General features: G+C 62.8%; 19 protein-coding genes. 6 read left to right on the top strand and 13 right to left on the bottom strand.

Annotated features, from left to right (window positions below):
- The first annotated feature begins 21 nt into the window (after window positions 1-21).
- Complete coding sequence (locus tag ACPWR9_RS08615; RefSeq protein WP_426297338.1) at window positions 22-1,107, top strand: GlxA family transcriptional regulator; 1,086 nt, start codon at window positions 22-24, stop codon at window positions 1,105-1,107.
- 120 nt (window positions 1,108-1,227) lie between these two features.
- The gene (gene serB / locus ACPWR9_RS08610; protein ID WP_426297339.1) at window positions 1,228-2,085 is read left to right on the top strand and encodes a phosphoserine phosphatase SerB; all 858 of its coding nucleotides are present in this window, start codon (window positions 1,228-1,230) and stop codon (window positions 2,083-2,085) included.
- A 155-nt stretch (window positions 2,086-2,240) separates the two neighbouring features.
- Here serB and ACPWR9_RS08605 read toward each other — a convergent pair whose 3' ends face one another.
- The 8 genes from ACPWR9_RS08605 to phaC form a co-directional block, all read right to left on the bottom strand.
- Window positions 2,241-3,467, bottom strand: a complete 1,227-nt coding sequence (locus ACPWR9_RS08605; protein WP_426297340.1) for a cystathionine beta-lyase — start codon at window positions 3,465-3,467, stop codon at window positions 2,241-2,243.
- Window positions 3,468-3,519: 52 nt separating this feature from the next.
- The gene (gene bktB, locus ACPWR9_RS08600; RefSeq protein ID WP_426297341.1) at window positions 3,520-4,701 is read right to left on the bottom strand and encodes a beta-ketothiolase BktB; all 1,182 of its coding nucleotides are present in this window, start codon (window positions 4,699-4,701) and stop codon (window positions 3,520-3,522) included.
- A 93-nt stretch (window positions 4,702-4,794) separates the two neighbouring features.
- On the bottom strand, window positions 4,795-5,730 hold the full coding sequence (locus ACPWR9_RS08595) for a sugar kinase (RefSeq protein ID WP_426297342.1): 936 nt from the start codon (window positions 5,728-5,730) through the stop codon (window positions 4,795-4,797).
- Between the two features lie 11 nt (window positions 5,731-5,741).
- Window positions 5,742-7,109, bottom strand: a complete 1,368-nt coding sequence (gene rimO / locus ACPWR9_RS08590; protein WP_426297343.1) for a 30S ribosomal protein S12 methylthiotransferase RimO — start codon at window positions 7,107-7,109, stop codon at window positions 5,742-5,744.
- A gap of 264 nt (window positions 7,110-7,373) precedes the next feature.
- A complete protein-coding gene (phaR, locus tag ACPWR9_RS08585; protein WP_426297344.1) occupies window positions 7,374-7,979 on the bottom strand; it encodes a polyhydroxyalkanoate synthesis repressor PhaR in 606 nt (201 codons plus the stop codon).
- A 173-nt stretch (window positions 7,980-8,152) separates the two neighbouring features.
- Entirely contained in the window at window positions 8,153-8,893 is a 741-nt protein-coding gene (locus tag ACPWR9_RS08580; protein WP_426297345.1) for a 3-ketoacyl-ACP reductase, read from the bottom strand.
- Window positions 8,894-9,115: 222 nt separating this feature from the next.
- Entirely contained in the window at window positions 9,116-10,297 is a 1,182-nt protein-coding gene (locus tag ACPWR9_RS08575; protein WP_426297346.1) for an acetyl-CoA C-acetyltransferase, read from the bottom strand.
- A gap of 62 nt (window positions 10,298-10,359) precedes the next feature.
- Entirely contained in the window at window positions 10,360-12,210 is a 1,851-nt protein-coding gene (gene phaC / locus ACPWR9_RS08570) for a class I poly(R)-hydroxyalkanoic acid synthase (RefSeq protein WP_426297347.1), read from the bottom strand.
- 124 nt (window positions 12,211-12,334) lie between these two features.
- Between phaC and ACPWR9_RS08565 the strand changes: the two genes are divergently transcribed.
- Complete coding sequence (locus ACPWR9_RS08565) at window positions 12,335-12,682, top strand: hypothetical protein (RefSeq protein WP_426297348.1); 348 nt, start codon at window positions 12,335-12,337, stop codon at window positions 12,680-12,682.
- Between the two features lie 38 nt (window positions 12,683-12,720).
- Here the strand turns inward: ACPWR9_RS08565 and pgeF are convergent, their stop codons facing one another.
- Window positions 12,721-13,578: a peptidoglycan editing factor PgeF gene (gene pgeF / locus ACPWR9_RS08560; RefSeq protein WP_426297349.1), complete on the bottom strand. Its 858-nt coding sequence runs from the start codon at window positions 13,576-13,578 to the stop codon at window positions 12,721-12,723.
- Window positions 13,559-14,719 (bottom strand): RluA family pseudouridine synthase, encoded by a 1,161-nt coding sequence (locus ACPWR9_RS08555; protein WP_426297350.1) that lies wholly within the window; start codon window positions 14,717-14,719, stop codon window positions 13,559-13,561. The genes pgeF and ACPWR9_RS08555 overlap by 20 nt, the downstream gene beginning before the upstream one ends.
- Window positions 14,720-14,740: 21 nt before the next feature.
- Between ACPWR9_RS08555 and ACPWR9_RS08550 the strand changes: the two genes are divergently transcribed.
- Complete coding sequence (locus ACPWR9_RS08550) at window positions 14,741-15,565, top strand: outer membrane protein assembly factor BamD (protein ID WP_426297351.1); 825 nt, start codon at window positions 14,741-14,743, stop codon at window positions 15,563-15,565.
- Between the two features lie 129 nt (window positions 15,566-15,694).
- A complete protein-coding gene (locus tag ACPWR9_RS08545; RefSeq protein ID WP_426297352.1) occupies window positions 15,695-16,420 on the top strand; it encodes a glutamine amidotransferase in 726 nt (241 codons plus the stop codon).
- On the opposite strand, the gene ACPWR9_RS08540 is transcribed toward ACPWR9_RS08545, so the two are convergent.
- The 3 genes from ACPWR9_RS08540 to ACPWR9_RS08530 form a co-directional block, all read right to left on the bottom strand.
- Window positions 16,417-18,636, bottom strand: coding sequence for an ATP-dependent DNA helicase (locus ACPWR9_RS08540; protein WP_426297353.1), 2,220 nt, complete (start codon window positions 18,634-18,636; stop codon window positions 16,417-16,419). The two genes, ACPWR9_RS08545 and ACPWR9_RS08540, sit on opposite strands and share 4 nt — an antisense overlap.
- Window positions 18,637-18,873: 237 nt before the next feature.
- Window positions 18,874-19,077, bottom strand: coding sequence for a YdcH family protein (locus ACPWR9_RS08535; RefSeq protein WP_426297354.1), 204 nt, complete (start codon window positions 19,075-19,077; stop codon window positions 18,874-18,876).
- 64 nt (window positions 19,078-19,141) lie between these two features.
- The gene (locus ACPWR9_RS08530; protein WP_426297355.1) at window positions 19,142-20,023 is read right to left on the bottom strand and encodes a hypothetical protein; all 882 of its coding nucleotides are present in this window, start codon (window positions 20,021-20,023) and stop codon (window positions 19,142-19,144) included.
- A gap of 105 nt (window positions 20,024-20,128) precedes the next feature.
- Between ACPWR9_RS08530 and ACPWR9_RS08525 the strand changes: the two genes are divergently transcribed.
- Complete coding sequence (locus ACPWR9_RS08525) at window positions 20,129-22,477, top strand: Tex family protein (RefSeq protein ID WP_426297356.1); 2,349 nt, start codon at window positions 20,129-20,131, stop codon at window positions 22,475-22,477.
- Window positions 22,478-22,599 lie beyond the last annotated feature (122 nt).

Raw genomic sequence — 22,599 nt, 5'->3', positions numbered from 1 at the left:
CATCGCCGGGGTGCTTACGTGATGCCGCGAATCCAACCCGTCTACCTGCTGGTGATGCCCGACGCGCTGCTACTTGATGTGGCCGCGCCTGCGGAAGCGCTGCGCATGGCGAATTTGCAGCAGGATGCGGTGCACTTCACGTTGCATTACGTGGGCACTCAGCCGTCGGTCGCCACATCGATTGGCTTGCAACTCTCGCCGTTGACGGTGTTGCCGGATGCAGTCCCCAACGATGCATGGCTGGTGGTGACCGGTACGGTAGAAAAGCCGCTGCCGCTCGCGACCGTGCCCGGAAACGGCACAACGGCGGCACAGTCGGAGCAGTCAGCGCAGGTGGCTCAGATGGCGCGAGAGGCGCAACAAGGTGCGCCGAGTCGGGCGTCGGGGGATGACCCCGAAACACTGGCAGTGGCGTGGCTGCGGCGAACCGTCCGCCCGACGCACCGGCTGGTGTGCATCTGCACCGGCGCGCTGCTCGCTGCCCGTGCCGGGTTGCTCGACGGGCGCGTGTGCACGACACACCACGGCAGTTGCGACGAACTGCGCACGCTCGCACCGGGTGCGCGCGTGGCAGACAACCGGCTCTACGTTCAAGACGGCAATGTGTGGAGCAGCGCTGGCGTGACCACCGGTCTCGACCTGATGCTCACGTTGATTGCCGAGGTCACCAGCCCCTTGTGTGCGGCGGCTGTCGCCCGGTTGATGGTGGTGTATTCCCGCCGCGCCGGGGCCGACCCGCAGCTCTCGCCATGGCTTGAAGGCCGCAATCATTTGCACCCGGCGTTGCATCGCGTGCAAGACGCCATCGCCGCCGACCCCGCACGCGACTGGACGCTCGCCGCTATGGCCGACATTGCCAGCACTAGCGAGCGCCAGATCACGCGGCTCTTTCGCGAGCATTCCGGCACCGCCCCTATCGACTATCTGCACCGCTTGCGCATCGCGCTGGTGCGAGAGATGTTGGGCAACAGCCAACTCGACCTTGAGCGGATCGCCGAGCGCGCTGGCTTCGGCTCGGCGCGTCACATGCGCCGGGTATGGCACAAGTTCGATGCCGTGCCGCCCAGCCGTACACGTCGGCCCTCGCACCCAGCGGCACTCAGCTAGCTGGTAAATCGCGTCAGGGGCCGTGTCCCGGTAGAATGTCGGTCGCGCCCGGGGTATGCGTCGTAAAACGCGACGCCACCGGCGTATTTGCCGCACCTTTGCCGGACTCTCCCTTTCAAGATGGCCAACGATCTCGTCATTCTGGGTGCCACCCAGCTCCAAGCCGCCACTGCCGACGCCATTCGCGCGCTGGTACCCAGCGCCAAAGTGACCTTCGCCCCGGGCGTGGCACGCATCGCCGACGTCACCGACACCCCGGCACTTCGCACCGCCATGGCGGCGTTCGCACAGGCACATGGCGTCGATGCCGTGCTGGTGGACAGCCAACGTCGCCTCGCAGATTTCAAGCTCGTGGCCATGGACATGGACTCGACGCTCATCACGATCGAGTGCATCGACGAGATCGCCGATTACTGCGGCCTGAAGGCGGAAGTCTCGGCCATCACCGAAGCCGCCATGCGCGGCGAGATCAAAGATTTCAACGAAAGCCTGACGCGCCGCGTCGCCTTGCTCAAAGGACTCGACGCAAGCGCGCTCGAAAAGGTCTATGAGGAACGCCTGCAACTGTCGCCGGGTGCAGAGAACATGTTGCGCGGTGTGCAAGCGTTGGGCATCAAGACGCTGCTGGTGTCGGGCGGTTTCACGTTCTTCACCGATCGCCTCAAAGCGCGGCTGAATTTGGACGTCACGCGCGCCAATACGCTGGAAATCGTGGACGGCAAGCTGACCGGGCGCGTGATCGGCGAGATCGTCAACGCTGAAGTGAAAGCACGTACCGTCGCGGAAGTGGCAGCGCAGTTCGGTGCGACGCCGTCGCAGGCCATCGTCATGGGCGACGGCTCGAACGACCTGCAAATGATGGCGATTGCCGGGCTGTCGGTCGCGTTTCGCGCGAAGCCGGTGGTGCGCGAGCGCGCATCGGTCGCGTTCAATCATGTTGGGCTGGACGGGCTGCTGTCGCTGTTTCGCGGGGATTGATTCGCCAGCCAATCGACACACGGCGCAGTTTGAAAACACGACGACGCGCCGACGATTAGCGTCTCTCCTGCAAAAAAACACCCCAACCGCTGGATAGCCATCCAATCGGTTGGGGTGTTTTTTATTACAGCAGACGGTCAGCTTACGTGGCCAAGTTACGCGGTCAAATGCCCACTCAAGCTCGTCTCGATATCGGCTTGCAGATCGCGCACGTCTTCCAGACCCACATAGAAGCGCACGAGCGCGCCCTTGTGCGGCCACGGCATTGCCGTGCGCATCGACGGCACACGGTACGGCACCACCAAACTGTGCGCACCGCCCCAACTGAAACCAATCTTGAACAGACGCAGCGCTTCGATGAACGCATCGATCTGTGCCTGCGAGTAGCGCTCGTCGAACACCACCGAGAACAAACCGCCTGCGCCCGTGAAGTCGCGGCGGAAGTTCTGATAACCCGGGCAATCTTCGAACGCCGGATGCAGCACGGCGGCAATTTCCGGACGCGTCTTGAGCCAAGTTGCCAGCGTCATCGCCGCACGATCATGGGCTTCGAAGCGCAGTTGCATATTCGGCAAGCTGCGCAGCAACAGACTGCAATCGTCCACCGAAACACCGACGCCCATGCGCATGCGGGCTTGCTTCAGGCGGTGGTGCACTTCGTCGTCGACCGTCACGACCGAGCCCATCAGCACGTCGCTGCCGCCCGACTGGTATTTGGTCAACGCCTGCACGGAAATATCCACACCGTGATCGAACGGGCGGAACGCGATACCTGCGGAATAGGTGTTGTCGATGGCGGTGAGTACGCCGCGCTCACGCGCTACGCGGGCGATGGCCGGGATATCAGGCACTTCCATCGTCACCGAACCCGGGGCTTCGAGCCAAATTAGTTTGGTGTTCGATTGAATCAGATCGCCAATGCCCTCACCGATCAGCGGATCGTAATAGCGCACGGTAATGCCGAACGACGCTTGCAACCAGTCGCCATGCTCACGGTTGGGACTGTAGGCGTTGTCGGGAATCAGAACGTCGTCGCCGGTCTGGATCAGGCCGAAATAGACATTGGAGATGGCGCCCAAACCCGACGGGAACAGCAAGCAGTGCTTACCGCCTTCGAGCGCTGCGAGGCGGCGCATCAGTTCCATCGAGGTAGGCGTGGCATGCAGACCGTAGCGCCACTGACTGTCGTTCTTCCAGTCGAGCGAGCGCATTGCAGCGAGGTCGGGGAAGATCACCGTCGACGCGCGGGCGACCGGCACGGGCATCGCGGCGAAGCCAGCGGGTAACTGCGTGTCGGCGTGGAGAATGTTGGTTTGCCAGTGCCAGCCGTTGGCGTCCGGCTTATCGAGCGCCCCAGCGGGCTTGCGGTTGTCTTGCGTCATCACAGCTCCGGATCTCACGGGCCGGCAACACCGCCGGCCCCCGGGGTGTAACTTACACGCGCTCGAACACGGCGGCAATGCCCTGACCGCCGCCAATACACATCGTCACCAGCGCATAACGGCCGCCGACGCGCTGCAATTCATGCAAGGCCTTCACGGTAATCAGCGCACCCGTCGCACCGATCGGGTGGCCCAGCGAGATGCCGGACCCATTCGGGTTGACCTTGGCCGGATCGAAACCGAGATCGCGCGTGACGGCGCAGGCCTGCGCTGCAAACGCTTCGTTGGCTTCCACCACGTCGATGTCGCTCACCTTCAGACCCGCACGCTCCAGCGCCTTACGCGAGGCCGGCACGGGGCCAATCCCCATGTAGTTCGGATCGACACCGGCGTGCGCGTAGCTCACCAGACGCGCCAGCGGCTTCGCACCGCGACGCTCGGCTTCGGCACGTTCCATCAGGATGAGCGCAGCGGCGGCATCGTTCAGGCCCGAGGCATTGCCAGCGGTCACGGTGCCGTCTTTCTGGAACACAGGACGCAGCTTCGCCATGTCTTCCATCGTGACTTCGGCACGCACATGCTCGTCGGTGGTGAACGCAATGTCGCCCTTCTTCGACTTGATCGTGATCGGCACGATCTGATCGTTGAAGTAGCCCGCGGCCATCGCACGTGCAGCGCGTTGGTGTGATTCCACGGCGAGGCGGTCCTGATCTTCGCGCGTGATATCCCACTTCTTCGCGATGTTCTCTGCCGTCACGCCCATGTGGATGTTGGCAAACGGATCGTGCAGCGCACCGAGCATCATGTCGACCAAGCGCGATTCGCCCATGCGGGTGCCCCAGCGAGCGCCCGGCATCACGTACGGCGCGCGGCTCATGCTCTCGGCGCCACCGGCCATGGCGACATCGGTGTCGCCCAGCAGAATCGACTGCGCGGCCGAGATCACGGCCTGCAAACCGGAGCCACACAGGCGGTTCACGGTCATGGCCGGCGCGTGCTGGCTCACGCCGGCCTCGATGGAGGCCACGCGCGCCAGATACATGTCTTTGGGTTCGGTATGGATGACGTTGCCGAAAACGACGTGACCGACGTCTTCACCGCTCACGCTCGCGCGTGCCATGGCTTCGCGGGCAACAATCGCGCCGAGCTGCGTCGGCGCGAAATCCTTCAGACTGCCACCGAAATCACCGATGGCCGTACGCACACCACTCACAATCACCACTTCTCGTTGCATGTCTCTTCTCCGGGTGGATATAGGTTTGACGTTTGCGAACGAGTATACAGCGGGCAGGGGTTACCGCGATGGCAGGCGCATTGGAGGGAAACGTCAGTTGCCCATCAGGGCCAGCACTTGCTCGGCACGCGGGACCGGAGCTACGGCACCGTAGCCGGTGGTCGAGAGCGCCGCGCAAATGTTGGCGTAGCGCGCCGCCGTGAACGGATCGTCACCCAATGCCAGACGCGCCACGAAAGCGCCGCCGAAGCAGTCGCCCGCCCCGGTCGCGTCGAGCGCTTGCACCGGGTACGGCGCAACGATGCGGCGCTCAGTTGGCGTAGCGACGTAGCAACCTTCGCGGCCCAGTTTGAGTGCCACGACCTTCACACCGTGGGAGAGAAGTTCGTCGAGAATGGCGTCGCGATCTTCCAGACCGGTCACCGCCGTGACGTCGTCCCAGCTCGGCAGGCAAACGTCCGTGAGGCTGAACGCTTCACGCATGGTCGCGCGAGCGCGGGCCAGCGGCCACAGCTTGAGACGCAAGTTGGTGTCGAAAGACACCTGACCACCTGCGGCGCGAATCTTCGACATGGCGTCGAAAGCGGCGTCGCAAGCGTTCACGCTGATCGCCAGGCTGATGCCCGACAGATGCAGAAACTTGGCACCGGCCAACGCTTCGCGCGGCAGATCCTGCGCGTGGTAGCGGCTGGCTGCCGAACCGGCGCGCAAATAATCGAAGTGGTGGCCGTTCTCGTCGTGCGATACGAAATACACGCCGGTCGGCGCCTGCTTGTCGATGCGCACGGTCGACGTGTCGACGTCTTCATCGCGCCACAGGTCCAGCAGCATGCGGCCGAACAGGTCGTCGCCAACCGCGCTCACAAAGCCGGTGCGCACACCCTGACGGCGCGCGGCGATGGCGAAGTTGGACGTATCGCCGCCGAAGCCCTGAAGGTACTGACGGGCGTCGTCGGGCGACTGGTTGAACTCGACCATGGCTTCGCCCATGGCCAGCACTTGCGGCGTTTTCGATTGTGCTTGTGTCATCGATTCGATCCTTAGACCACTTCGCCCCACAGGTCATGGCCATCGGCGCCAGTGACCGTCACGTTCACGAATTCGCCTACCTTCAGACGCTTCGCTGCCTTCGGGGTCGGTTCGATGTACACGAGGCCGTCGATTTCCGGGGCGTCAGCGGCCGAGCGAGCGACGCCGCCGTCCTGATTGATTTCGTCGACGATCACCTGAATCGTCTTGCCGATCTTGCGCATCTGACGCTCGGCCGAGATTTCTTCGGCCACTTCCATGAAACGCGCGCGACGCTCTTCACGCACTTCGTCGGGCAGCGCGCCCGGCAGTTCGTTGGCCTTAGCACCTTCCACCGGCGAATAGGCAAAGCAGCCCACGCGGTCGAGTTCGGCTTCTTTCAGGAAGTCCAGCAGGTATTCGAATTCGGCTTCGGTCTCGCCCGGGAAACCAGCGATGAACGTGCTACGGATCGTCAGGTCCGGGCACGCCTTGCGCCACGCCTGAATGCGCTCGAGGTTCTTTTCACCCGAGGCCGGGCGCTTCATACGCTTGAGCACGTCGGGGTGCGCGTGCTGCAACGGCACGTCGAGATACGGCAGGATGTGGCCCTCGGCCATCAACGGAATGATCTCGTCGACGTGCGGGTACGGGTACACGTAGTGCAAACGCACCCATGCGCCGTACTGCTTGGCCAACTCGCCCAGCGCCGTAACCAGTTCAGTCATGCGGGTCTTGAGCGGACGACCAGCCCAGAAGCCGGTGCGGTATTTCACGTCGACACCATACGCGCTGGTGTCCTGCGAAATCACCAGCAGCTCTTTGACGCCGGCCTTGAACAGGTTTTCGGCTTCGAGCATGACTTCTGCCACCGGACGCGAGTCGAGATCGCCGCGCATCGACGGAATAATGCAGAACGTGCAACGGTGGTTGCAGCCTTCGGAAATCTTGAGATAAGCGTAGTGACGCGGCGTGAGCTTGATGCCCGCAGCAGGCACGAGATCGCTGAACGGATCGTGCGGCTTGGGCAGGTGCGTGTGTACCGCGCTCATGACTTCGCCCAGCGCGTGCGGGCCGGTCACGGCGAGCACCTTCGGGTGGACGGCGGTCACGATGTCTTGCCCGGCGGCGTCTTTCTTCGCGCCCAGGCAGCCAGTGACGATCACCTTGCCATTCTCGGCGAGCGCTTCGCCGATGGCGTCCAGACTTTCCTGCACGGCGTCGTCGATGAAGCCGCAGGTGTTGACCACGACGAGATCGGCACCGTCGTAGGTGCCCGAAATCGCATAGCCTTCAGCGCGCAATTGGGTCAGGATTTGCTCGGAGTCGACCAAAGCCTTGGGACAGCCGAGCGAAACGAAGCCGACTTTAGGGGTGCCGGCGGGCGATGGGCGGGACATGGGGCGAAATCCTGATCTAGTGAATACGGTGTAACGACCGGACAGCGAGCCTCGCAGGACCAGAACGAGGCGATTTCGCCGTCGTAAGTCCCCTGCCCGCCTGCCGATCCTCGCGCCACGGACAAAACCCGCAGCGAAGAACCGCGCATTTTACCTTGTTCGCCCGTTGTGCGTTCCAACTATCGTTGCGGTGTGCGCCCCGAGCCACACCGCAACGTCATACCTATGCGTGCATTCCGCACGCAAAACGCGCACTACGTCGCGTCAGGGTTTCTTATTGGGATCTTTGCCCGGCGTGCCTGGCATTCCCGGCATGCCCGGTGCACCCGGCGCTCCCGGGAACGGGAACGTGCTGAACATGTTCTTGGCCTGGCTCTGCATTTGCTCCTGCATCTGCACAAACAGGTTCTTCGACTGCTCGATGTAGTTGGTCATCATGCCCTGCATCATCGGCGCTTGCATGTTCATGAATTGCGCCCAGACGTCCGGATTGAAGGCAGCGCCCTCGTAGATGCCCTTCGACTGATCGGCCAGCTTGTTCTGAATCTCGATGAAGGTCTGGATGTTCTTCTCGAGGTAGGTGCCCATCATCCCTTGCAGCGCGTGGCCGTAGAAGCGGATGATCTGAGACAACATGGCGCTCGAGAACATCGGCACACCGCCGGTCTCTTCTTCCAGAATGATTTGCAGCAGAATGCTGCGGGTCAGGTCCTCGCCCGTCTTGGCGTCGACGACCTTGAACTCCTCGGTCTCGAGCACCAACTGCTTCACATCGGCAAGGGTGATGTACGTACTGGTCTGGGTATCGTACAAACGCCGGTTCGGATACTTTTTGATCAGGCGCTCGTCAGTCTTCTTGCTCGCGGTCATGCGGTGGGTTTCCTGCTTTTATGAAGGACTTCCCCGACCGACGGTCGGGGTTAGTCACATATTATCGATTCTAGGGCGTTTGCTGCTATGCGGCAAAGCCCTAACCCGCGGCGGAAAAAGGTAGCGACCCGTGGTTCGCCCCTCGCGCTTGCGCGCTTCCGCCCTGCCACCGCTTAGCCCATGTGCAGGCCGCCGTTGAGCGAGAAGTCGGCCCCCGTCGAGAAGCCGGACTCTTCCGAAGCCAGCCAAGCGACGATGGATCCGATTTCGCTCGGCTCGCCCAAGCGCTTGACCGGAATGGTTGCCACGATCTTGTCGAGTACGTCCTGACGGATCGAGCGCACCATGTCCGTCCCGATATAGCCCGGCGACACCGTGTTCACGGTCACGCCCTTGGTGGCCACTTCCTGCGCCAGCGCCATCGTGAAGCCGTGAATGCCGGCCTTGGCCGTCGAGTAGTTCGTCTGACCGAACTGCCCCTTCTGACCGTTCACCGACGAGATGTTGATAATGCGGCCCCAGCCACGCTCGCACATGCCCTCGATCACCTGCTTGGTGACGTTGAACAAGCTCGTGAGGTTGGTCGCGATCACCGCATCCCAGTCCTCGTGCGTCATCTTGCGGAAGACGACGTCGCGCGTGATACCGGCATTGTTCACCAGCACCTCGATCTCGCCCACTTCTGCCTTCACCTTATCGAATGCAGCCTTGGTCGAATCCCAATCACCGACGTTACCTTCGGAAGCGATGAAATCGAAACCCAGCGCCTTTTGATCTTCCAGCCACTTCACGCGGCGCGGCGAATTCGGACCGCAGCCCGCCACGACCTTGAAGCCGTCTTTGTAAAGCCGCTGGCAAATGGACGTACCGATACCGCCCATCCCGCCCGTCACGTATGCAATGCGTTGAGTCATGGAACGCTTCCCCCTAAATAACGGCAAATCTGCCGCCTGTTGCGACTGCCAATTGACCGACGCGCAGGCCGCGCGTTCCCACGCGAACCTTCCGTCTCCTGACTGCCTCCGGCAACAAGCCCGCGCGCGTTGCACGCACGGGCGTCACCGGTTTGATTCGTTGTGGGTTACCGCTCTTCTACAGCGAACAGCGAGTGCGCTGTCACACCCGCTGCCAGGCAATTACACACGTTCGAGCGCCAGCGCCACGCCCATGCCGCCGCCGATACAAAGCGAGGCCAGACCGCGGCGTGCGTCGCGACGCGCCATTTCGTGCAGCAGCGTGACGAGAATACGGCAGCCCGATGCACCGATCGGGTGGCCGATCGCAATCGCGCCGCCGTTCACGTTGATCTTCGACGTATCCCAGCCCATCTGCTTGTTCACCGCCAGCGCCTGTGCAGCAAACGCTTCGTTGATTTCCATCAGGTCAAGGTCTTTCACATCCCAGCCCGCACGTGCGAGGCAACGCTGCGACGCCGGCACCGGGCCAATGCCCATCACGGACGGGTCGACACCTGCATTCGCATAGGCCTTGATGCGTGCCAGCGGCTGGAGACCCAGTTGCTCGGCGCGCTTGGCCGACATCACCACCACGGCTGCTGCACCATCGTTCAGGCCCGAAGCGTTGGCCGCAGTGACGGTGCCGTCTTTCGCGAACGCAGGCTTGAGGCCAGCAAGCGACTCCGCCGTCACGCCGTGGCGCACGAACTCATCGGTGTTGAACAGCAGCGGATCGCCCTTGCGTTGCGGAATCGAGACCGGCACGATCTCCGCGTCGAAACGACCGGCCTTTTGCGCGGCCTCTGCCTTGTTCTGCGAAGCGGCAGCGAACGCGTCCTGCATTTCGCGAGTGATGCCGTATTCCTTCGCCACGTTTTCAGCCGTGATGCCCATGTGGTACTGGTTGTACACATCCCACAGACCGTCGACGATCATGCTGTCGATCAGCTTGGCATCGCCCATGCGGAAACCGTCGCGCGAACCCGGCAGCACGTGCGGTGCGGCGCTCATGTTCTCCTGACCGCCAGCGACCACGATGTCGGCATCGCCCGCGGCAATCGCATTGGCCGCGAGCATCACGGCCTTCAGGCCCGAGCCGCACACCTTGTTGATCGTCATGGCTGGCACCATCGTCGGCAGACCCGCCTTGATGGCCGCCTGGCGTGCAACGTTCTGCCCCGAACCGGCGGTCAGCACCTGACCCATGATCACTTCGCTGACATCGTCGCCCTTGAGTTTGGCGCGCTTGAGGACCTCGTCGATCACGATCGCGCCCAGATCCGGCGCAGCTACCTTGGCGAGCGAACCACCAAATTTACCGACTGCGGTGCGCGCAGCCGACACAATCACGATATCCGTCATGTCTCTTTCCTCGTCTTCAAAATAAGTCGAACCAAAGGGCTGCCCGACGACGCCGCGCCTGCTCAGGCTTTCGCCTTGACATAGCGGCCGGGTGCCGGTTCGATGGGGGCATAAGCAACATTACCATACGCCTTTGGCGCTTTGACGCGTTTTCCGGCATAGCCGGCGAGCCAATCGCTCCAGTCTGTCCACCAGCTCCCCGGGTGTTCCGTGGCACCTGCGAGCCAGTCGTCCGACGCGACGCCCACGTCGTCGTTACGCCAATAACTACGCTTCTTTTTCACGGGCGGGTTGACCACGCCAGCGATGTGACCCGACGCACCCAGCACGAAGCGACGCTCGCCACCGAGCAACGGCAGCGAACGGAATGCCGACGTCCACGGCACGATGTGATCTTCTCGCGATCCGAACACATAGGCCGGGGCATCGATCGTTCCCAGATCGACTGGCACGCCGCAGGTCTGCACGACGCCGGGCTGCTTCAGTTCGTTCTGCAAATAAAGATGGCGCAGATACCAGCAGAACATCGGCCCCGGCAGGTTGGTGCCGTCGCCGTTCCAGTACAGCAGGTCGAACGGCTGCGGCGCGTTGCCCTTCAAATAGCTGTCGACCACGTAGTTCCAGACCAGATCGTTCGGACGCAGGAACGAGAACGTGTTGGCCAGTTCGACACCGCGCATCAACCCAGGCGGTTGTCCAAGCGCCCCGCCGATCGTCTGTTCGCGGAACTGCACATGTGGCTCGTCGACGAACACGTCGAGCACGCCAGTATCGGAAAAATCTAATAGTGTGGTCAGCAACGTCACACTCGCAACCGGCGACTTGCGGCCGTTTTGCCCCTTGGCGGCGAACACGGCAAGGGCCGCTGCGAGCAACGTGCCACCGACGCAAAAACCGAGTGCGTTGATCTGCGGCTGTCCGGAGATTTCACGCACGACATCGATGGCCGCAATCGGCCCTTCGCCCACGTAGTCGTCCCACGTCTTGTGCGCGAGCGATGCATCGGGGTTACGCCACGACACCACAAACACCGTGTGACCCTGCTCCACGGCATAGCGCACGAGCGAGTTCTCGGGTTGCAGATCGAGGATGTAGTACTTGTTGATGCAAGGCGGCACCACCAGCAACGGGCGCTGGTGCACGGTCGGTGTGAGCGGCTTGTACTGGATGAGCTGGATGAGGTCGTTCTCGAAAACGACTGCCCCTTCCGTCGTGGCAACGTTGCGTCCCACTTCAAAGGCGGCCTCGTCCGTCTGCGACACTTTGCCCTTACCCATATCGACAAGCAGATGCTGCATGCCAGCCAGCAGGCTGTCGCCGTGCGTTTGCACGAGGCGCTGTTGTGCGTCGGGATTTGTCGCGATGAAGTTCGCGGGCGAGCTCGCGGCCACCCATTGCTCGACGGCGAAGCGGATGCGTTCGCGTGTCTTCACATCGGCATCGACCAGTTCGGCCATGCGCATCAGGAACCGGCCGTTGAGCAGATAGAGCGCAGCGGGCAATGCATAGAACGGATTGCGCCAGCCGTCGCCCGCGAAACGCCGGTCACCCAGCGGCGGCGCGTTATCGAGCCCCGGCTGGTTGAAACTGGCGACAAGCTCGGCAAATTCGCGCGCATATTCCGTCTGAAGGGCATTCAGACGCGCGGGATCGACGTGCAATGGCGTCGGCTGCGGCATATTGCCGGACTTACCGAACAGTTCGAAGAGATGTGTGAAAGGATTGGCGGGATTCGCTGCGCCATTGGCGCCCGCAGCGGTGGAGCCCCCAGCGCCCGGCAGCGCGCCGAACAGTTGTTGGGCGGCACTGAACCACTGCGACATGTCCTGAGCGGAGAGCGAAGCGGAGGGAAACTGCTGAGCAAACGAGGCGGCAAACGAAGCCGGATCGAAGTTGGCACTGGCGCGATTCATGATAGCCTGAGCGTCACGTCCGTTGCGTCCACGGGCCAGTGCCCGAAACGCGGCGGCGTGCTACGCCTCGCGAGCGTTGCGCCCCGCCTGTAAAGCATTCTTGCGTGCGAGCGCAGGCGTGTCAATGCTTGCGGTGTACGTCCTGCGGAATTCTCCGGCCGCCCCGACCATTTTTGAATGCGCGTTTGTCCCGATGCTGATCATCGTTCTCGGCTGGCTCTATGTTCTCGCGATGGTCGCCATCACCGCACCATCGATCTGGCTCGGCCTGTTTATCTTTCTCGGCGGTGGCGTCGCCCCGGCGCTGCTGTGGCTCTATATCGCCGGGGGACGCATCCGGCGGGCGAGACGGCGGCATCTCGACAGCCTCGCCGACACCGCGCCCAGCGACCTCCGCATGGAGGAGCATCGCCCAAGCGCGCACGATGCAGACACGCCACAGCCCGCCCCGCCGTCACACCCACGTCATTAAGTGACGTCATGAACGTACGACACTAAGTGCGCAGCGACTTACGCCTCGCGCCACACCAGCGCCGCCATGCGCCCCGTCGTCCGATCACGGCGATACGAATAGAACCGCGACGCATCGCTGACCGTACACCACTGACCACCAGACACACTCGTCACGCCCTCGCGAGCGAGCCGCAGGCGCGCCAGCGCGCACAGATCCGCTAACGACTTCCCTACCATCGGATCACCATGCGCGACGAAGGCCGCAAGCGTCGCGTCAAGCTCTTCGGGCAATGCTGCCGCCAAAAACGCCTCGCGGACTTCCGGTCCGACTTCGAACGCTGTCGGCCCGATGCACGGTCCGAGCCACGCGATCACGTCGGCGCGTTCGCCCGCTTGTTCCACTGGTTCCGCTTGCGCCGACTGCGGCAGACGTGCACGCAAGGCTTGCACGGCCTGTTCGATCACCCCCGCGCAAAGCCCACGCCACCCCGCGTGCGCCGCAGCGACCGCGTGCCCCTGCTTGTCACACAACAGGACGGGCAGACAGTCGGCCACCATCACCGTACTCGCCAAGCCCGGAGCATTCGTCGCGCTGGCATCGGCCTGCAACGGATCGCCCGCGCGAACGGCGTCGAGCGCCGCCTGCGCATCCACCACACGCGGGCCGTGCACTTGCGCGACCCACGCCGACGGCACCCCCGTGCGCGACGCCAGCAACGCGCGGTTCGTCGTGACCGCAGCGGGATCGTCATCTGCCTTAAAACCCAGATTAAACGTCGCTTGCGGACCTTCGCTCACCCCACCCGCGCGCGTGGTGAATACCGCGCGAACATTCGATGGTGCGGGCCAATCGGGAATGATCCAGTCGTTGGGGATGTCGTGCTGATGGTTTCGTTCAGGCAGGGAAGAAGTCATCGAGCGAATCGGGAAGGGTTGAAAAGTCGAATTCGAGGCCAAGCGCCGCCATGAGTTCGCGCATATCGTCGGGCAACGGTGCCTGCCAGTGCATAGCACGACCATCGTCCGGATGAATCAGGCCCAGACGCCAGGCATGCAACGCCTGCCGCGTGAAATCGCCGGGCAACGCAGGACGCCGATGGCGAGGCTTATATAGCGGATCGCCCAGCAGCGAATGTCCCAGGTGGGACAAATGCACGCGAATCTGATGGGTACGTCCCGTATCGAGCGAACACAGCACCAGCGAGACCGGCGAGCTCTCCCACTCGGCGCTCGCCACCGTGACCACACGTGTGCGAGCGGGTTTGCCGCCCTGCCCGTGAACGACCGCCATGCGCGTGCGCTCGCGGGGATCGCGCCCGATGGGGGCGTCGACGACCGTACGCAACGGCGGGCGGCCCCACACCAATGCTGCGTAATGACGCTTGACGGTACGCGCCTGCAATTGCCGCACAAGATCGGTTTGCGCGATCAAAGTACGCGCCACCACCATCAAGCCAGACGTTTCTTTATCGAGCCGATGGACGATGCCCGCACGCGGCAGGTCAGCGGCGGCCTGCCCATAGCGGTGCAGCAAGCCATTGAGCAACGTCCCCGACCAGTTACCGGCCGCCGGATGTACCACTAACCCTGCGGGCTTGTTGAAGACGGCCAGGGCGGCGTCTTCGTAGACGGCGTCGAGCGGCACGGGCTCCGGCGCGAACGCCAACTGCTCGGGGAGTGCCGCCGGGATGATCGCCACCGACTCGCCGCCAGCGACTTTTTGGCGCACTTTGGCCGTCACGCCGTCGAGCGTCACGCGCCCATCTTCGACCCACGCCTGTAACCGGCTTCGGGAATACTCGGGAAAACATTGTGCCAGCGCCTTGTCGAGGCGCTCGCCAGCGAGCGCGTCGGGCAATGTGGCGGTCAGCGGTTCAGCACTTTCGGCCGAACCGGCAACGGCAAGGGTAGAATCCGTGTCGGAATTGGCGGTGCCATTGGGAGCACCGGGGAAAGCCGCGGGAAGCAATTCGAGGTCGTCGTCCGACGAGTCCTCTGCATTTTCCGTGGCAAATGAGGCGGTTACGCTATAATCCGGCACTATTGAACGGGTCATCGAGAAGTGAAGCCAACGAGCATGCAAGCCCTGAAACTAGTCAAACATCTTACGCTGGCCGTAATGCTGGTCGGCGGCGTGGCCGCCTGCGGCATTCTGCCGGAGAAAACCGACGAAACGGCCAGCTGGTCGACGAACAAATTATACTCGGAAGCCAAAGACGCCTTTGACGGCGGCGACTACACCAAGGCAGCCAAGTATTACGAGTTGCTCGAAGGGCGCGATCCGTTCGGCCCGCATGCTCAGCAAGCGCAGATCAACACCGCTTACTCCTATTACAAAGACAACGAGCAAGCTCAGGCGCTTACCGCCATCGACCGCTTCATTCGTCTGCATCCGGATAGCCCGTCGATCGATTACGCCTATTACCTCAAGGGCCTGATCAACTTCAACGACGATTTGGGTCTCTTCGGCCGCTTCTCGGGTCAAGATCTGAGCGAGCGCGATCCGAAGGCACTGCGTGCCGCGTACGACAGCTTCAAGTACCTGGTCGAGCACTATCCGACCAGCAAGTACGCAAACGACGCTGCACTGCGTATGCGTTACGCCGTCAACGCGATGGCCGCGCACGAAGTGCATGCCGCCGAGTACTACTACCGCCGTGGTGCGTATCTGGCTGCCGTGAACCGCGCCCAGACCGCACTGCAAGACTTCGACAAGGCCCCGGCCCTCGAAGACGCGCTGGGCATCATGATCAAGTCGTACGACAAACTCGGCATGACCGAATTGCGTGACGACACCCGCCGCGTGATGGAAAAGACGTATCCGAACAGCGGTTATCTGACCGTTGGCCATCGTATCGACGACGGTACCGGCAAGAAGGCCTGGTGGCAGATCTGGCGTTAATTCGTCAGTGCCCCCCGGCATCGAACCTTGCGGTTCTGCCACACCCTCGAAAAGCCCTCGCATGCGAGGGCTTTTTGTTTTCCGCTTACATTGTTGCTTTCTCCGGATATTACGTAAGGAGTCTGTCGCGTGAGTTCGCCTCTTTCCTTCCCCCAACCCAACAAGACCCTGCTCGCCCTGCGTCACGTGCACTTCGAAGATCTCGGCATGCTTGCCCCGTTCTTCGCCCAGCGCGGCTATGCAATTGAATATGTGGATGCGCCAGTGCGTGATTTGCGTAGCATCGACGCCCTGTCGCCCGATCTGATGGTCGTGCTCGGTGGCCCGATCGGCGCGTTCGATGAGGCCATCTACCCGTTCGTTGCTGACGAGTTGGCGTTGGTGAAAGCGCGCCTCGACGCGAAGGCACCGATACTCGGCATCTGCTTGGGTGCGCAGTTGATGGCGCGTGCGCTCGGGGCGAAGGTGTACCCGCTTGGGGTAAAGGAAATCGGGTACGCGCCGCTCACGCTGACGGCTGCGGGCGAAGCCTCGCCGTTGGCGGTGTTAGGCGATGCGCCGGTGCTGCATTGGCATGGCGATCAATTCGACATTCCCGAGGGTGCGGAGCATCTGGCGCTTACGGAGGTTGGCGCGCATCAGGCGTTTTCGCTTGACCGACATGCGCTCGGTTTGCAATTCCATTTGGAAGCCGATGCCGCACAGATTGAATCTTGGCTCGTGGGCCATGCGTGTGAACTGGGCGCAGCGGGCGTAGATCCCGTGGCGCTGCGCGCCGATGCGCAGCGTTATCAGGCACGTCTGGCGCAGGTGGCCCCGGCAGTGATCGGTCACTGGCTCGACGCGCACGCTTAATTTCCAGCGTCTGCCGCCATCTCATCGAAGAACGCACGCACGATCGAGAGTTCGCGCGTGCGCTTGAACGGCGGCAGACTTTGCCAAATGCGCCGACCGTAAGGCTTATCGACCAGACGTGGATCGCAAATCATCAGCACGCCGCGGTCGCGCTCGGAACGAATCAACCGCCCTGCCCCCTGCTTCAGCGTAATAACCGCCTGCGGCAGCTGATGAACGGCAAACGGGCTCAGGCCCTTCTTGGTCAATGCATCGAGCCGCGCGGCCAGTACCGGATCGTCGGGCGGCGCAAACGGCAGCTTGTCGATGATGACCAGCGACAGCGCCTCGCCGCGCACGTCCACCCCTTCCCAGAAACTCTGACTGCCGATGAGCACCGCATTACCGAGTGCTCGGAACCGGTCTAGCAGTTCGGTACGGCTCGCTTCCCCCTGCACCAGCAGCGGATACGGCCAGCCGCGTCGTTCGAACTCTTCGCGCAAACGCTCAGCGGCACGATTGACAGCGCGCAATGTCGTGCACAACACGAACGCCCGGCCGCCACTCACTTCCAGCACAGGCAGCGCTGCATCGAGCACCGCATCGGTAAAGCCTGGCGACGACGGCTGCGGCAAGCCGCGCGGCACATACAGCAAGCTCTGATTCGGATAATCGAACGGGCTCGCCAACGTCAACGACTTCTCGGAATCCAGTCCCAGCTGCGCCGCGTAGTGATTGAAATTGCCCTTCACCGACAGCGTCGCGGACGTGAAAATCCATGCTCGCGGCGCGCCGGCCCGCTGCTTGGCGAAGATCGGCGCAATCGACAGCGGCGTCTGATGCAACTGCACGGCTTGTGAGAACACCTCGATCCAGCGCACCGTTTCAGGCGGCGTGTAGACCTTTTCTTTCCCGCCCTCGCCCTCGGCTTTCGCCTCGGCAGCGACACGTGCCGCTTCCGCCTCACGCGCGATGGCCGCTTTCGCCGCCTTTTCACGCTTGCCGTCCGTCACGCGCGGCGCATCGGGGTCGAGCAGCGGCAACGGTTCCTCACCCGGCGTCGGCGGCGTCACGCCCATCTGCCAACGCTCGAGCTGTTGATGCAGTTCCATTGCGCGACGCAGGCAAGCGCCCAGCGCCTCTGCACGTTCCGCTTGATGTTGCAGCGTCTCGATCAAATCCTGCAACGCGACGTCGACACCATCGAGCGCACCGAACAGCTCGTGATCGTCCGCCAACTGCGTCACCGACATCCGCGTGTTTTCGGGCCCGAACGTCAGTCGCACATCGCGTGCCGCACGCTCGAGATTGGCGCCCAACTTGACCCAGTCGGCGGCATCACGCGCGTGAATCAGACCCTCGGCCACGCAATCGCGCGCGAGTTCGAGAATCTGCCCCGTGGACACCGTCTCGCCGAAGAAAAGCGTCGCCGTCTCGGGCAACTGATGCGCCTCGTCGAAGATCACCGTATTCGCGCTAGGCAGCAATTCAGCCATGCCGGTGTCGCGCAGCATCACGTCCGCAAAGAACAGATGGTGGTTGACCACCACGAGGTCGGCTTGCTGCGCTTCCTTGCGAGCCAGCATCACAAAGCAGTCTTTGTAACGCGGGCACTCCTGCCCCAGACAGTTGTCGCGCGTTGACGTCACCTGCGCCCAGACCGGCGAGTTCTCCGGCACCGACGCCAACTCGGCTTTGTCGCCACTCTTCGTGATCTGCGCGAACGTCACGATCTCGCGCAACTGTGCGGCCTCGTGGCGCGATGCGAAGCGCGCTTCCTGCTGCGCCCGCTCGAGGTAGTAGTGACAGAGGTAGTTCGAGCGGCCCTTGAGCATCGCCACACTGACCGGCACGGCCAGCGCACGGCGCACGGTCGGAATGTCGCGCGCGAAGATCTGATCTTGCAGGTGCTTGGTGCCCGTCGAGATGATCGTCTTGCCGCCCCAAAGCATGGCCGGCACAAGATACGCATACGTTTTGCCGGTGCCCGTGCCTGCCTCGGCAATCAGCGAATCGTGCGTATCCATCGCCGATGCCACGGCGCGGGCCATTTCGGTTTGCGGCTCGCGCGAACGATAACCGTCGATGGCGCGCGCCAGCATGCCGCCATCGCCGAAGATCTCCTCCAGCTCTCGCTCTCGCTTGGGGGCAAGGGGCTTGAGGCCGTGGAAGGTGGGCGCGTCGGCGGAAGTGGAGACGTCGGGAGTATCGCTGGCTGCGGCTGCGGAATCGGTCAAAACGGCAAATAAAACTCAAAGGCGCCGCGAATCGACAACGAGCGATTCGCGGCGCCGGCAATAAAAAGTGTCGCGCAGACGGGGACTTCATGTCACGCGGAGAAGATGCACTGCCGAACATTAGCAAGCGACTAACAAGCGACTAGCAAGCGCTGGCAGGATCCGAGTGCTTCAGACGGATCGAACGATTCGAACGGTTCGAACGGTTCGAACCGTCTCCCTCAGCATTCAACAAATTCACGCCGGTTGATCCGGCGTTTGCTGCACTTGCAGCAGGGTAATGGTGTCTTTGATTTTCAGACGGCGCTTCTTCAGGCGCGTGACTTGCAGTTCATCGTACGTCGGCTCCGTTAGCAACTTGTCGATCAAAAAATCGAGATCGCGGTGTTCGATCTGCAACTCAATGATGCGACGTCCAATGGAGTGAAGATCGTGCTGCATCGTGGCAACTCTCCTGCAACGCTGAAGTGACTCCGGGCCCGGTCACCGACCGGCCCGGCCTCGCTTACTGTCCCGGCAATGCCTTTTGTGCCGGGGTGCTGCCCGACTGCGACTGGGCGCGGCGCTCGTCCGACTTCTTCTGGCGCTCGATGGCTTCCGCCTGCTTCTCGCCGTACTTTCGAACGTTCTCGGCACGCTCGGCAGCCTTCTGATCGGCCGTCGCCTTCGCTTCGTCGAGCTTCTTCTGCTGCTCGGCTTGCTTGGCATTGTACTGCTCGGCGTTAGCCGCCCGTTCCGGTGCCTTGCCGGTGCGCTCGGTCACACGCTGCTGGTATTCGGCCTGCTTTTCCTGATAGGAAGTCACGTTCTGCGCACGCTCGGCGGCGCGTTGCGGGGCTTCGGCAGCGGTCTGTGCGCGCTTGGCATCCAAGCGCTCGTCGCGCTCGTTCGCCCGCGCTTTGCGCTCGGCATCTTCGAGCACCAAGCGCTGGCTGCGCAAGGCCTTGAGCGCTTCGCGCTGTTCGTCGCGCGCCTTGTCGATGCAATAGTTCACGAAGAACTTCGACGCACATTCGTACTTCGCCTCTTGGAAGCGATAGTCGATCCACGCGCGCTGACGATCGAGCACGGCACGACGGCCGGCGAAATCGTCATCATCGGGATGCATGTCGAGTTTGTCGTCGTAGGCGACCGGCTTGTCGTCTTCTGCGGCAGCCGCCGCAGACGCGCTGCTAGCCGCAGACGGCGTGCGATCGGCCGTGGCATCAAACGGGACCTGTGGCACGCGAAGCTGTTCGGTCGTACGGCCCACGGCTTCCGCCGCAGTGAATCCCTGCGCGGACGACACAACGGGCATGGCAACGACGGCCACGGCCGACAGCGCGCTAAAAGCAGCGACCGACGTACCTGCGCGACCGCGCGAAAACAATTTTGCGAAGGAAATCATGAGGTTGAGCAGAGTGATGCCAAATTTTAGCATTGCCTGCCCGGACGCGCCCGCGGTTTATGGCAAAATGCCCCGCTCCTGGCACTTGGGTAATTCGCAACACTCATGACGCAAAACGTAGCCCTTCAGATCGTTCAACGCATCGCCGCCGAACTCAGCGTGCAGCCACGCCAGGTCGCCGCCGCCGTGCAATTGCTGGACGAAGGCGCCACCGTGCCCTTCATCGCACGCTACCGTAAGGAAGTGACGGACAACCTCGACGACACGCAGCTGCGCACGCTCGAAGAGCGTCTGCTGTACCTGCGCGAGCTCGAAGACCGGCGCGCGGCCATCCTCACGAGCATCGAGGAACAAGGCAAGCTCACTGACGAGCTGCGCACGGCCATCGTGGCCGCCGAGACGAAACAAACGCTCGAAGACCTCTACCTCCCGTACAAGCAAAAGCGCCGCACCCGCGCGCAGATCGCCCGCGAAGCGGGCCTCGAGCCGCTCGCGCAAGCCCTGCTCGCCGACCCGACGCTCGATCCGCAAACGGAAGCCGCCAAGTTTGTCGACGCCGACAAGGGCGTGGCCGACGTGAAGGCGGCCCTCGACGGCGCCCGCGACATCCTTTCCGAACAATTCGGCGAGACCGCCGACCTGCTCGGCAAGCTGCGCGACTACCTGTGGAATCAGGGCGTGGTCTCGTCGAAGGTCATCGAAGGCAAGGAAAGCGAAGAAGGCGAGAAATTCCGCGATTACTACGACTACGCCGAGCCTATCGCTTCGGTGCCGTCGCACCGCGCGCTCGCCCTCTTCCGTGGCCGTAACCTCGGCATCTTGATGGTCAAGCTCGGGCTGGGCGAAGAACTCGACGCGCAGATCCCGCATCCGTGCGAGGGCGTTATCGCCGGTCATTTCGGCATTCGCAACCAGAGCCGCGCCGCCGACAAGTGGCTGGCCGACGTGTGCCGCTGGTGCTGGCGGGTGAAGGTGCAGCCGCATCTGGAATCGGAACTGCTCACGCAAATGCGTGAGAGCGCCGAGAGCGAAGCGATTCGCGTGTTCGCCCGCAACCTCAAGGCCCTGCTGCTCGCCGCACCTGCTGGCCCGAAGAGCGTGATCGGTCTCGACCCGGGCCTGCGTACCGGCGTTAAGGTGGCTGTCGTCGACCGCACCGGCAAGCTGCTGGGCACGGACACGATTTATCCGCACGAACCCCGCCGCGATTGGGACGGCTCGCTCGCACGTCTGGCCAAAGTGGTCGCGGCCACGGGCGCGGAGCTTGTCAGTATCGGCAACGGCACGGCCTCGCGCGAAACCGACAAGCTGGCGCTCGAACTGATCAAGCGTCACCCGGAACTGAAGCTGCAAAAGATCGTGGTGTCGGAAGCGGGTGCTTCGGTCTACTCGGCATCGGAATTTGCGGCGAAGGAATTCCCGGAACTCGACGTCTCGCTGCGTGGCGCGGTGTCGATCGCTCGCCGTCTGCAAGATCCGCTGGCCGAACTGGTGAAGATCGAGCCGAAGGCGATTGGCGTGGGCCAGTATCAGCACGACGTGAATCAACGCGAACTGGCTCGCATGCTCGACGCCGTGGTCGAGGACTGCGTGAACTTCGTCGGCGTCGACGTGAACACTGCGTCGGCCCCGCTGCTCGCCCGCGTGTCGGGCCTGAACAGCACGCTCGCGAAGAACATCGTGGACTTCCGCGATAGCAACGGTCCGTTCGCCAACCGCGAGGCACTCAAGAAAGTGCCGCGTCTGGGCGACAAGACGTTCGAACAAGCCGCAGGCTTCCTGCGCGTGAACGGCGGCGACAACCCGCTCGATCGTTCGTCGGTGCACCCGGAAGCGTATCCGGTGGTCGAGCGCATTCTCGCGAAGATCAAGAAGAGCATCGGCGACGTGATGGGCAACGGCTCGGTCGTGCGCAGCGTCACAGCAACCGAGTTCGTCGACGAGCGCTTCGGTCTGCCCACGGTGAAGGACATCCTGACCGAACTGGAGAAGCCGGGCCGCGATCCGCGTCCTGAATTCAAGACGGCGACGTTCCAAGAAGGCGTGGAGAAGATCACCGACCTGAAGCCGGGTATGCAACTCGAAGGTGTCGTTACGAACGTGGCGGCCTTCGGTGCGTTCATCGACATCGGCGTGCATCAAGACGGTCTGGTGCACGTCTCGGCGATGTCGACGAAGTTCATCAAAGACCCGCACGAAGTCGTGAAGGCTGGCGATATCGTGAAGGTGAAGGTGCTGGAAGTCGATCCGCGACGTCAGCGTATTTCGCTGACCATGCGTCTGAACGACGACCTGCCGGTGGCCGGTGCGAGCGATCGTCCGGGCGCGGGTAGCGGCGGCGGCGCGCATCGCGGTGGTGGCAACGGCGGCAACCGCAGCGGTGGTGGTGGCCGTCAGCGCGAACCGGAAACGGTGAACGCAATGGCAGCCGCTTTCGCCAAGCTCAAGCGCTAACCCAGACGCAACTCGAAGCACCTCGCAGCAAAGAGAAAAGGCCCACGAATCTTCCGATTCGCGGGCCTTTTCTTTTGATCTCTTGCCAAGCGATGCGATGTTGGGGCGACGTCTGTGCCGCC

The organism is Pandoraea pneumonica (assembly GCF_049918595.1).
In the GTDB taxonomy this organism is placed as follows: domain Bacteria; phylum Pseudomonadota; class Gammaproteobacteria; order Burkholderiales; family Burkholderiaceae; genus Pandoraea; species Pandoraea pneumonica_A.
This window is presented reverse-complemented; position numbering and strand designations above follow the sequence as displayed.